12 protein-coding genes are annotated in these 12,563 nt (G+C 40.4%); 9 read left to right on the top strand and 3 right to left on the bottom strand.

Annotation, left to right across the window (positions count from 1 at the left end):
• On the top strand, window positions 1-1,287 hold the full coding sequence (locus K6969_RS08910; RefSeq protein ID WP_029174773.1) for a DUF6161 domain-containing protein: 1,287 nt from the start codon (window positions 1-3) through the stop codon (window positions 1,285-1,287).
• A gap of 355 nt (window positions 1,288-1,642) precedes the next feature.
• Window positions 1,643-3,040 (top strand): polysaccharide deacetylase family protein, encoded by a 1,398-nt coding sequence (locus K6969_RS08905; RefSeq protein ID WP_171942698.1) that lies wholly within the window; start codon window positions 1,643-1,645, stop codon window positions 3,038-3,040.
• Window positions 3,041-3,106: 66 nt separating this feature from the next.
• Here K6969_RS08905 and K6969_RS08900 read toward each other — a convergent pair whose 3' ends face one another.
• Together K6969_RS08900 and K6969_RS08895 are read right to left on the bottom strand one after the other, a co-directional pair.
• A complete protein-coding gene (locus K6969_RS08900; protein ID WP_171942697.1) occupies window positions 3,107-4,189 on the bottom strand; it encodes a DEAD/DEAH box helicase in 1,083 nt (360 codons plus the stop codon).
• Complete coding sequence (locus K6969_RS08895; RefSeq protein WP_171942696.1) at window positions 4,179-5,165, bottom strand: Gfo/Idh/MocA family protein; 987 nt, start codon at window positions 5,163-5,165, stop codon at window positions 4,179-4,181. Before K6969_RS08895 ends, K6969_RS08900 begins: the two co-directional genes overlap by 11 nt.
• An 83-nt stretch (window positions 5,166-5,248) precedes the next feature.
• Here K6969_RS08895 and udk point away from each other — a divergent pair, with 83 nt between their 5' ends.
• From udk to K6969_RS08860, 7 genes are all read left to right on the top strand, one after another.
• Window positions 5,249-5,878, top strand: coding sequence for a uridine kinase (gene udk, locus K6969_RS08890; RefSeq protein WP_002936217.1), 630 nt, complete (start codon window positions 5,249-5,251; stop codon window positions 5,876-5,878).
• A gap of 1 nt (window position 5,879) precedes the next feature.
• The gene (locus tag K6969_RS08885) at window positions 5,880-6,419 is read left to right on the top strand and encodes a PadR family transcriptional regulator (RefSeq protein WP_024376722.1); all 540 of its coding nucleotides are present in this window, start codon (window positions 5,880-5,882) and stop codon (window positions 6,417-6,419) included.
• An 87-nt stretch (window positions 6,420-6,506) separates the two neighbouring features.
• Window positions 6,507-6,776, top strand: coding sequence for a DUF1294 domain-containing protein (locus K6969_RS08880; protein ID WP_012775285.1), 270 nt, complete (start codon window positions 6,507-6,509; stop codon window positions 6,774-6,776).
• Window positions 6,777-6,947: 171 nt separating this feature from the next.
• On the top strand, window positions 6,948-8,720 hold the full coding sequence (locus K6969_RS08875) for a hypothetical protein (protein ID WP_171942695.1): 1,773 nt from the start codon (window positions 6,948-6,950) through the stop codon (window positions 8,718-8,720).
• Between the two features lie 97 nt (window positions 8,721-8,817).
• Window positions 8,818-9,315, top strand: a complete 498-nt coding sequence (locus tag K6969_RS08870; protein ID WP_024380064.1) for a GAF domain-containing protein — start codon at window positions 8,818-8,820, stop codon at window positions 9,313-9,315.
• The gene (dnaX, locus tag K6969_RS08865; protein ID WP_024386423.1) at window positions 9,315-10,982 is read left to right on the top strand and encodes a DNA polymerase III subunit gamma/tau; all 1,668 of its coding nucleotides are present in this window, start codon (window positions 9,315-9,317) and stop codon (window positions 10,980-10,982) included. Before K6969_RS08870 ends, dnaX begins: the two co-directional genes overlap by 1 nt.
• 408 nt (window positions 10,983-11,390) lie before the next feature.
• Complete coding sequence (locus K6969_RS08860) at window positions 11,391-11,579, top strand: DUF3272 family protein (protein WP_029174256.1); 189 nt, start codon at window positions 11,391-11,393, stop codon at window positions 11,577-11,579.
• On the opposite strand, the gene birA is transcribed toward K6969_RS08860, so the two are convergent.
• Window positions 11,545-12,501: a bifunctional biotin--[acetyl-CoA-carboxylase] ligase/biotin operon repressor BirA gene (gene birA, locus K6969_RS08855; protein ID WP_029174257.1), complete on the bottom strand. Its 957-nt coding sequence runs from the start codon at window positions 12,499-12,501 to the stop codon at window positions 11,545-11,547. The genes K6969_RS08860 and birA overlap by 35 nt on opposite strands.
• Window positions 12,502-12,563: the final 62 nt, after the last annotated feature.

The raw sequence follows: 12,563 nt of genomic DNA, 5'->3' as shown, positions 1-12,563 counted from the left end.
ATGAGTTTAACAAAAAAACAAATAGTGAACTGTTTGGGTGATAAAATTCTTTTCAGATTTGCTATTTCAGATGATTTCGTTATAACGTTTAATGAACGCGAGAAGCTTTTTACTTTTGACGAGATCGAAAAAGTTGTAAAAAGTAATTTAGATTATTGGAAATCAATTTCGGATGAAGTACCTAATAATTTCTATTCAAATTGGCAAAGTTTAAGTAATAAAATCGTGGCTATTCGGCAATATTTTACCGAGCTTGAAGAGTTTAACTTAGACAATGTTAACAATTATCTTTACTACAACCTATCTACTAGCCGAGAATCTAGAGAGCAAGGCAATTTAACTTATATTTTAGCAATTTCTTCGCCGATTGATAGAGATGATGAAATCCGTAAGATAAAAAGTTTTGTATCATTTTATGTTCAACAAACTGACACTTCTGTTGAAGAAGCGGTAAAATGTTTCATACGATTATCTAAAAATCCACATCTTGTTGGTAGCTACTTTTCTAACTCCTCCCAGTATCAATTTTATCCAGCTTTGTATTTGCTTCGAAAAAACTTTTCAAATATCAGAGAAAATGTTTCGGATTTTGAAAACAATATAGTAGTTCCGATAACTAGAAAATTAGAGGAACTCTCAGCAGATTCGGATGAACAATATAGAGAAATTACAGCTTTTACGCAGACTAAGAACGACGAGATTCAACAACTGTTTGATGATAAAGTTGATGAACTTAAAGAATTTCAAGATTCTATTGATAATTGGCAAGAAGAAAAGCAGAATAGACTACAAGAGCTAGAGGAAACTTATAATGCCAAGCTGTCTCTTGAGGCTCCTGAACAGCTTTGGAATGACCGAGCGGTAGAACATCAAAAACGAGCTCGAAACTGGACAATAGTCTTAATTGTTGCTGCCATCCTCTTGATTCTATCCTCCGCAATATTAGTGCTTGTAGTTTACGATTATTCGAAGAATATCACCAAAGCTATTCCATTCATATCAGAATCCTTTATTCTGATAACAGTTATATCCTTCTTTATTTATATAATTAGGATATTAATAAAGATAGTAATGTCAAACCATCATTTAGCTACTGAATACAAGCAAAAAGCAGCTATGACTAGATTTTATCAATCATTGATTTATTCTGGAATAGATATTGACAAAGATGAGCGACTAATCATCATTAATTCTCTATTTAGTAAGGTTGAAACAGGTTTAGTGAAAACTGATAATTCAGGTGATACGGATACGATTCTAGCTATTCTATCTAAAAATATAAGATAAAACGGCTTTTTGCCGTTTTTATCGTTATATAAGATGTATGAACTCAGGTTATTTAGACTGCTGAGTGTCATGCTGCTATTAGGCAGTCTTTTTCTTTTCAAAAAAAATCAGAAAATGGCAGGAGGGAGGGAATTAGGAAGCAAATCAATTATTTATACTCAATGAAAATCAAAAGTAGCCCAGGAAACGAAGCCGAAGATAGAACTGGAGTTCATCAAGGCAAGTTGAGAACGGATAATTTTGATTATTCGAAGAGTATTACCTAATCTTTTTATGAGTTTTTATAGAACTGTCTTGACAAGAGCCTTTAAATGATTTAGCATAGTTTATATATGTTTTGAATGGGAGGTTGGAGATGAAAAAAGTTAGTTTTTGGTTGGGAATCAACATCGCCTTGCTCGGCATAATGGTAAGTTTGGCTGTATGGTTATTTGCAGGACTTCAAGAAAGACAGGTTAGTCAGTTTATCGAGGAAAAACAACAAACCATCCTCGCTAAAGGCAAGGGCAAGATTCAAGAGGGAAATATTGATACGACCCATGTTGTGGCTGCCTTACCTACAGATGATGCAGGTCATGTCTTAGGACCTGTAGAAAGTCGAATGATTTCCTATGTTCAAAGACGCTTTGGTCATAAAAAACCAGCAGGAAAAATTCAAAAACTGGTCTTTGTTTCATCAATAGAGGGAAAAACAAATTTTAAAAATGTAACAGCTCGTGAAATTCAAGCGGAGCACTATAAAGTAGACAACTTGCAAATTAAAAAGCAGGATAAACTCCCGTCTGAGCGTGTGTTGTTGACGCAGGACAATGAATTGTTTACCCTGGAAGATTTATTACCTAATTTATCCTCTACAGCAAGGATTATTGTTGATCATCTAAGAGAAGCCTTACTTGCTCAAGGAATGAAAGAGACTGATGTAGAAGCGATTGTCAAAAAATTTGAAACACTAGACTTAAATGCTATTTCCTTTAGTTATGGAGACAGCCAATTAACCTTACAATTACCAGATGGTTACGGCATCAACCAGTTGGTTCTACCAATTTCAGATTTGTACCCAGTAGTGAAGAGTGATTATCTAGTAGATGCTGATAAGGTTGGCTATGATGAGTATATGGCTGCACAAGTTGTGGATAAGAAACATTTGAGACAGGTCGCTCTAACCTTTGATGATGGACCAAATCCGAACACGACACCGGTAGTTTTAGATTTACTAAAAAAATATAATGCCAAAGCAACTTTCTTTGTTGTTGGTAAGGCTGTAGCTGGGAATGAAGCTATTCTCCGTAGAATGGTAGCAGAAGGGCACGTCATCGCCAACCATACGTGGAATCATCCCAATCTAGTCACTATTTCTGGGGAGCAAGTACAGAGAGAAATTCAAGATACACAGGCAGCTATTACTGAAGCTACAGGTATTGTACCAACAATGGTTCGCCCTCCTTATGGTTCGGTTAACCAGGCCGTTGTCAATCAGATGGGACTTCCATCGATTTATTGGTCGGTCGATTCTAAAGATTGGAAGAGTCGCAATCCCCAAGCTATTTTGAAAGAAATAAAAGAACAGACTTGTCCAGGAAGTATTATCCTAATGCATGATATTCATCAGACAACAGTTGATAGCCTCGAGTCTGTATTGCAATATTTAACAGGCGAGAGCTACAATATGGTTACTGTAACAGACTTACTCGCCAGTCCTCTCAATCCTCAATTAATCTATTATTCACAAGAATTATCTGGTCCAGCCCAGTAAGAATGATAAAAGGCTTAGAATCATGTTAGTAGAAACACTGGTTCTAAGCCTTTTGTATATTGTTCATTATATTTTGTAGAGCTCTTGATTCTTGAGAATGACTTCTTGGACGGAGGCATACTTTTTCAATTGTTTTAGTTCGCTAGGACTAGATACTAGGGTGATGACAAGACCTTCCTTGCCCATGCGTCCAGTACGTCCAGAACGATGAGTGTAGGCTTCTTGGTCAAAAGGAACTTCAAAGTTGAGGACACATTCTAAGTTATCAATATCAATACCGCGTGCGACCATATCTGTAGCAAGTAGAAGATTGAGTTCGTGATTTTTGAAACGTTCGATGATGACCTTACGGAATTTTACGTTGACATCAGAAGCCAATGAAACTGCATTCACACCATTATAGAGTAGTTTATCTTCGCTTGCACCAAGGTCTGATAGGCTGTTGAAAAATGCAAGAGCACGAAAATCAGGGATATTGGCAAACTTACGTAGAGTTTCCAAACGGTCACGCTTATCTACCATCATATAGCAATGTTGGATATTATCCAATTTCTGCTCAGATAAATCAATGCTTTCAATGTCCTCAGCAATTTTTTGACGGTCAAATTTAGCTGTTGCACTCATGTAGATCAACTGGTGGTCACGAGGTACGTAGTGGATAATTTTTTCCACAAACTGGTATTGGGAATCTGAGAAGAGTTGGTCAAATTCATCTAAGACAATGGTATTGACATTCATCATCTTGATTTTTTTCAATTTAATCAACTCGAAAATACGACCAGGTGTTCCAATCAGGATTTCTGGTCCTTTTTTTAGTCGCTCAATCTGGCGTTTTTGACTGGAACCAGATAAGAATAGTTGGGCAGTCAGCCCAATTGTCTCCGACCAAGTCTTACAAACATCAAATATTTGACCAGCCAGCTCTGTATTGGGTGCGAGGATGAGCAATTGTTGGGCTTTTTTAGGAGTTAGGGCTAATAGGCTAGGCCAGAGGTAGGCAAGGGTTTTTCCTGTACCTGTTGGGCTGATAGCTAGAAGGGACTTGCCGTTTGCAATAGGCTCAAAGGCCTGGACTTGGATAGGAGTAAAGTCCTCAAAGCCAAGTAGGGTAAGCTGGTCCGTCCAGCTGGAGGGAAATTTAGATTTCATTGTTATCCGCCTTAAAGATTATTCCTGCGTCTTGACGCATGGTGTAAAGTGTTTGATGGACGCTTTCTGCCACATCCAGCCATTCATTGGCTAGGTCGTGATTGCCTGTCTGTATAGCTTGGGCAATGGCTTGTACCTCTTCCAGCATAGCATCTTCCTGAGCTCGGATAGGTAGGACTACTTGGCTACCATCATGTTTTGTGAAAATAGCAGAGCTGATATGCTGGCAGGCGTTGAGGGTGAGAGTTCCCTCACTGGTATATATTTCGCTTGGTAGATTGCTAGTGATATTCTTTCCAGCCTGAATATTTACTAGAAAATCATCATAAATCAGTTGCCCAGTCCCATTCAAATCAATGGATGAAGGGAGTTGTTGAGCAGTGTATCGGGCTGCATTTGGTCTGCCAAAGAGGCCAATGGCAGTATAGAGGGTATAGATACCCAGATCCATTAAGGCTCCGCCTGAAAAATCAGTTGAAAAGATATTTGGGGTCTGTCCTGACAAGAGGTCAGGCATTTTGGAAGAGTATTTGGCATAGGAGAAGTTGGCCCCAAAAACAGTCTTATCCTTCAAGAAGTCCCTAATAATAGCGATGGCTTCCTCGTGGTAATTGCGGGCAGCTTCAAATAGGAAGACACCATTTTCCTTGGCAATCTGACGAAGTTGGGCCAATTCTTGAGGTGTGGACACCATAGGCTTTTCAACGATAGCGTGTTTGCCGGCCTTGAGAACAGCTTTTGCATGTTCAAAATGCAAGGCGTTTGGACTGGCAATATAGACCAAGTCAATCGGTGCAGAAAGGAATTTTATCCATTCTGTGTATAATTTTACATTTTCGTAATTTGTTGAAAATGACAAAGCAGTTTCCAGTTTTCTTGAAAATATCGCTGATAATTGAAGATATTTACTCAAATGAGCGGAGGAAATGAACTTGTGACTGATGTCTGAGGTACCAATAATACCAAAATTTAGCATAAATTCTCATTTCTTTATGTGTTATCCTTTCCATTATACCATGTTTCATGGTAAAATAGTATTGAAAATAGAAGGAGATGATGATGACTCAGAAACCCATTATTATTGGCGTAACCGGCGGATCTGGGGGTGGCAAGACAAGTGTGTCGCGTGCCATTCTGGATAATTTCCCAAATGCTCGCATATCAATGATTGAACACGATTCTTACTATAAGAATCAGTCACACCTAACCTTTGAAGAACGGATACTGACCAATTATGACCATCCACTGGCTTTTGATACGGATTTGATGATTTATCATATCAGTGAGCTATTAGCAGGACGTTCAGTGGATATTCCGATTTATGATTACACTCAGCACACACGTTCAGAGAAGACCTATCGTCAGGAACCACAAGATGTATTTATTGTGGAAGGTATTTTAGTATTGGAAGACAAACGGTTGCGGGATTTAATGGATATTAAGATATTCGTCGATACTGATGACGATATTCGTATCATTCGCCGCATTAAGAGAGACATGGAAGAGCGTGGCCGTAGCTTAGATAGTATCATTGAGCAGTACACCTCGGTGGTGAAACCAATGTATCACCAGTTTATCGAGCCAACCAAGCGCTATGCAGATATCGTCATTCCTGAAGGCGTCAGCAACGTTGTAGCCATCGACTTGATTAACACCAAGGTGGAGAGTATATTAAGAGAGCGTGGTTAAGATGCCGAAGCAAAGAATATTACCTCATATCATATTAGGGATTATGGGTGCTAGCGGTCAAATGGTAACTGGCAAGCAGATTACCGACTATGTTCAACGTGATTTAGGCGAATTTTGGCAGGTTGCCCATAGCCAAGTCTATCCAGAATTAAAACGTATGACCAAGGAAGAATTGATTACTTGTCATGCAGTACCTGGAAATGAAAAGGAAAAGCAGTATGCGATGACGGCTACTGGTCGTCAGATTTTAGACGAATGGCTATCCATTCCAAATGAAGAAACGCCTCAGCAAAAAGACTTGTTTTCAATCAAGATGTTTTTTATTCGTGAAAAGGATGACCCACGGATTCCTGGTTTGTTGCAGAGTCAAATTGAACTAGTCACCAAGCACTTAAAACACCTAGACAGTCGTAAAGTTGAGCTGTTCTCAACCAAGGAAAGTATCCAAGACAATTATGGACACTATTTGATTTTGACACGGTCTATTGAACGCAACCGTGCCCAGCTCAAATGGTTAGAGGATACACTGGCAGAAATGTAACGATTCGGATTTCCGAATCGTTTTTTCTTGTGTCCTGTTTTGGATTATGTTAGAGTAAGAAGAAATGTGACTTAATTGGAGGAATGTATGTCAATCAAACAGATGGTTAGTATGGCGCTAGTAGTGTGGAATTTACTTGTCTTCATTACCTATGGTATGGATAAAGGGAAGGCAAGAAAGAACGCCTATCGGATTTCAGAAAAGACCTTATTACTCATGTCCTATTTTGGTGGTGGGCTAGGTGCCTGGGCAGGTGGAACCCATTTTCGGCATAAGACACAGAAAAAGTATTTTCAACTAGCCTGGGCTATAGGGGTATTGATTGATGCAGTGATTATGTACTGGATGTGGAAATAGGCGCAAGCCTTTTTCTTTTTCCGAAAATATGAAAAATCGACTGAAAACCAAGAAAGAACCGAATATTTGAATATTAAGCGCATAATTTCTTGACAGGTTGCTTTTTTTTTTTAGTATACTGGTAAGCGTGCCTTTTGGCATAAAAGTTTTATATAAATGGAGGTTTTTCGTATGAAAATCAAAAGAAGTTTTAGCAAGAAACAACTTCATAAGTGGACCAAGCTGGGTGTTGGATTAGCAGCGGTCACTGTTTTGGGAGGCTTGGTTGAGCCGGTGGGACTGACAAATTTTGGTTTGACCAAGGTTTATGCAACAGAACAGGCAGATCCAGCTTTGGAAGCCAGAAAGATTGAAATCAAGACCATGATCCAGAGCTACCGTGATCTAGTCGGTCAGATAAAAGCTCTTAATCCAGCGGACTATACGGAAGAATCGTGGAATAAGAACTATGATGGCGATGTTCGGATTTATCTTGGAGCACAAAGTATTGCTACTGCTTACAATGATGATTTAACCTTTTCTTCATTGAGCTTAGATGGGGTTGATAGTCACCAAACATTAAATGAGTTAAATGCAACCTATATGTTTGGATATATTTATGTTGAGAATTCTATCCCAGTCTTGAAGCAAGCAATGGCAGATTTAGTCCCGGTATCAGAATCGGTTGAAACTCCGACAGACAAACCAGCTGAAAACCCAGTGGAACAGCCAGAACCTGCGGGTGATACTAACTCTACTGATACGAATACAGTAAACTATACTATCCAATTAGTAGATCAAGACGGTCAAGTTCTCCAAACCATTCAGCAGAGTGGAGTTGAAGGAACTGAGGTAAGCTTTGACTTTCCGGTAATATCAGGTTATAGAGTAGGTAAGACTGAGGGCTTTGACTCATGGACCTATGGGAAAGGTGGTACTTTCAGACTAGTTGCCAATAAGACTGTTAAGGTATACTATGACAAAGCTCCTTCTATTGACTCATTAATTAGACCTGAACAACGTGTGGAGTATCAGAAAGTTTTTGATACCTTCCATACCACTGTCTTGAAAGCTTTTGAAGTCTATAAGAAAGAGTTGGGAGTAGACCATATTATCCGCCTGACAGAGGATGAAGCTAAGTTTAATCAGATTACTCAATCAGAGGATTTAACTACTTTACAATTAGAGTTAATTTTAGTTGAAAATTTATTTAACGAACCAGTAGGTCTAGTCTTGACAGATCAAGATATTATCAACGCTATTGGTTGGACTCCTGAATACTGGGATTATCAAATCGCTTACCATAAAGAAATTACTCAAAAACTTGAAAAAGCAATGGCTAACATTGCTGCATCAAAGGCAATACCGACAATTCCAGTAGATCAATCGATCACGATTAAGGCCGTCTATACTGAGGAACAAATTGAACCTGGCCAAAAAGTTGATGTGTTAAAAGAAATTGAGTATACACTCAAACCAGGGGAGAGTGTTGTTCTAGAACCTCTAACATTTGAAGGTTGGACATCACGAGTAGTTCAAGAAAGTCAAACAGTTACTTACGAAGAAGCTAAGGCAAGACCTAACAAGGAATACTACTTCTATTACATAGAAGAGGGGGCAACGCCAACAGAGAAACCAGTTGAAACCCCAACTGAAAAACCGGCCGAACAGCTAGTTGAAAAACCAACTGAACAACCAGTTGAGAAGTTGGTTGAAAGACCAACTGCAAGTCCAACTGGTCAGTCAGCATCAGAAAAACAAGCAACCAAACAGGGAGATAAGGAGCCTGCGGCACCAGCAAGCCAAAGCAAACAGTCAACTGTCAAACCTGCATCAACTAGTCAGTCACAGACAAAAACTTTACCAGCTACTGGTGAAGTCAGCTCCGTCCTACATCTGACAGGTATGGGCTTATTGGGACTAGCAGGTCTGGTCGTGAAAAGACGTTCAGGCAAGTCATCTTAATTAAGAACCCTGTAAACGAGATCGACAGGTCTCGTTTTTTGCTGATTTCTAACAATACCTACTGTCAAGCTCCGTCTTTCTATGCTATAATGTTTTTATGACTAAAGAAGAAAAAATTTCAAATTATCAACTATTATTGGCTCAATTGGAAGCTCTTCTTGATGGTGAAACCAATGCTTTAGCCAATCTATCAAATGCTTCTGCTTTGCTCAATCAAGCTCTACCAAACTCTGTCTTTACAGGATTTTACTTGTATGATGGTAGTGAATTGATTTTGGGGCCTTTTCAGGGTGGCGTTTCCTGTGTTCATATTGCACTTGGAAAGGGTGTCTGCGGTGAGGCTGCAGCTAAGCGCCAGACTATTCTCGTAGACGATGTTCGTCTACATGATAACTATATTTCCTGCGATGCGACAGCCCTATCAGAAATCGTTGTGCCAATGGTGAAAAACGACCAGTTGCTGGGCGTTTTGGACTTGGATTCGAGATTGGTAGCTGATTACGATGCCATTGATCAAGAATACCTAGAGCAGTTCGTTGCTCACTTGGTTGAGAAGACGGACTGGAATTTTGCTATGTTTGGAGAAAAACGCTAATGTACCAAGCTTTATATAGGAAGTACCGAAGCCAGACCTTTGGGGAGATGGTGGGGCAGGAGGTGGTTGCGACCACACTCAAACAGGCCATTGAACAGGGGAAAATCAGTCATGCCTATCTCTTTTCAGGTCCTCGTGGTACGGGTAAGACATCGGCAGCTAAGATTTTTGCCAAGGCCATGAACTGTCCTAATCAGGTTGGAGGCGAGCCTTGTAACGATTGCTATATCTGTCAGGCCATTACCGAGGGCAGTCTGGAAGATGTCATTGAGATTGATGCTGCTTCCAACAATGGTGTGGATGAAATCCGTGATATTCGTGATAAATCGACCTATGCACCTAGTCTTGCGACCTATAAGGTCTATATCATCGACGAGGTCCACATGCTGTCTACTGGAGCCTTCAATGCCCTCTTGAAGACCTTGGAAGAGCCGACTGAAAATGTGGTCTTTATTCTAGCAACGACGGAATTGCACAAGATTCCTGCTACCATTCTGTCAAGGGTGCAACGATTTGAATTTAAGTCCATCAAGGTGACGGACATTCAGGAGCACTTGGCTGCAATTTTGACCAAGGAAGGGCTAATCTTTGACGAGCAGGCTCTGACGATCATTGCGCGTCGGGCAGAGGGGGGGATGCGGGATGCCCTATCCATTTTGGATCAGGCTCTCAGCCTTAGTCAGGACCAGCAAGTGACCTTGGAAATTGCTGAGGAAATTACGGGATCTATCAGCTTGCGTGCCTTGGATGACTATGTGGCAAGTCTTCGTCAAGGGGATAGTGTCACAGCTCTCCAGCATCTACAAACCTTGTTTGACCAAGGAAAGAGTATGAGCCGTTTTGCGACAGATCTTTTGCACTATTTGAGAGATGTCCTTATCGTGCAGACGGGTGGTGAGGATACGCATTTAACAACAGGTTTTTCAGAAAATCTAGCTCTTGAGCAGGCACGGATTTTTACCATGATTGAGATGGTGACCAGGGGCTTGGCGGACATCAAGTCCAGTCCTCAACCCAAGATTTACGCTGAAATGATGACTATTCGTTTGGCTGAAGATAGTTCTCCTTCGGGGGCAATGGCAGAGCTGCCAGCTGATTTACTGGGTCAACTAGCCAGTCTGCAACAACAAGTTGCGGATTTACAGAAACAACTAGGTCAATTATCTAGTCAACCAAGTGCTGTTAAGCCAGTTTCACGCAAGCCACAGGCTCCGAAGAAGTACCGATTGGATACCAGCAAGGTTCATGCAATTTTGCAGGAAGCTATGGAAAATCCAACCTTGGCGCGTGAAAATTTGACTCGCTTGCAGAATGCTTGGGGAGAAATTATCGAGAGCTTATCTGGGGCTGATCGTGCCTTGTTGGTTGGTTCCCAACCAGTTGCTGCCAATGAAAATCATGCAATTCTAGCCTTTGATTCTCCACTTAATGCTGAACAGACGATGAAGCGTGACAATCTCAATACCATGTTTGGAAATATTCTCAGCAAGGCAGCTGGTTTTTCCCCACAGATTTTAGCTATTGCTCAGGAAGATTGGGTAAGTATTCGTGCTGAATTTTCGGCAAAAGCAAAAGGGCAAAAGACACAGGAAATCGAAAAAGAAGCCAGTCCAGTCCCAGAAGAATTTGGCTTTCTCGCAGATACAGTTGAGATTAGAAATGATTAGAAAATGAGGCTGAGCAAAAAGCTCAGCACCGCTTCTCAAAGTTAGTGTCAACATCTCAGCGCAGTGGTTGATTGGCAGATTTGTTCGTGTTTTACACTCCAAATCTGACCATTACGACTGATGCGAACAGAGTTCGCTTTATTTCCAACCTCCAACAGTCACTACTCTGACTGTTGGAGCTATGCGGGGGTGGGAAGACGAACTCTTCTATGAATGGTCGAGTTCTTTCCCACTCCCGAATAGTTTTGATAGATATTTTATACTATATTCAATCCTAAATATTTTTCATATCTCCTTAAGAAAGCACCAATTAGATTGGTGTTTTCTTGTTTAGAAAAGAATCGAAACCTATCAAGAAAGCATATAAAAATTCAGCCAGTTGACTGAATTTTTGGTATAATCTATTTTATGAAACTTCCACAATTTCTTTTTTTAGCCATTACAACTATTTTAGCTGTTTATTTTATGAATGCATCGATTTTGACAGGAGATTTCTTGATTGCAGGTATCTACGCCTTTATCGCCTATCGGAATCTTCATTTTGCTTACAAGGTGACTAAATTTATTCGTTTGGTGGAGAATCAGACCAAGAAGTAAGGCTGATTTCTCCGCTGGAGATAATTTTTGCTTTGCCGTTATCTAACTGGATAACTAGGTTTCCTGTATCAGTAACAGCGATGGCAGTCCCCTTAAATTCAACTTGATTTTCTACAAAGCTCACTTGTTGGCCAACGACAAGTGATTTTTCTTTGTAAAGGGCAATTAGTTCCTTCTCATCGGTTTCTAAGAAGGCTTTCCAGATGGCAGTAATGAGTTGGTTGCGGGTAAATGGTGGTTGTTCCTCGAAAAGATTTCCTGCAGATTGTTGTAATTCCTTAGGGAAATCGTCTATGCGGACATTGATGCCGACACCGATAATGACATCGGTTACCCGTTGGTTTTCCATAGAAGAGATAGCCTCAGTGAGGATGCCAGCGACCTTTTTGTGTCCGAGATAGATGTCATTGACCCACTTGATTTGGACGTCCAAGTCGCAAAGGGATTGAATGGCCTTGATAACAGCAGCTGCAGCTAAAATGGTGTAGGGCTTAAATTCTAGAAAAGGAACATTGGGAGAGAGACGAAGCGACATATAAATGCCACCTGACTTGGATGCATAAAAGGGTCTCCCAAATCGCCCCTTGGCTTTATTCTGATAGGGAGCTAGATATAGGGCAGGACTAGTATGACCTGATTCAATACCTTGTTTGGCATCTAGTTGGGTCGAATCGCTGTCAGCTTTCAGGTAGACAGGCAGTTGGAGTTCCTCTGCAATCAAGTCTGGCAGTAGCAAATCCCCATCGGCCAATTTGTAACCACGATTACGGGCAGCCTCAATAGTTAAACCATGCGTTTCTAACTGGCGAATGGCTTTCCAAACTGAAGTCCGAGAAATACCCAATTCCTGAGCCAAATCTTCTCCGCTCATGTAGTCGTCTTTTTCTTTTAATAGTAAATAAATCTTCTGGTAGGTTTTCATACCTTCATTATAGCAAAAAATTCACCTAAAACGTGATATAATAGTTTCAAATAAGGAGGTTT

Source organism: Streptococcus suis (genome assembly GCF_019856455.1).
Classification (GTDB): domain Bacteria; phylum Bacillota; class Bacilli; order Lactobacillales; family Streptococcaceae; genus Streptococcus; species Streptococcus suis_AE.
This window is presented reverse-complemented; position numbering and strand designations above follow the sequence as displayed.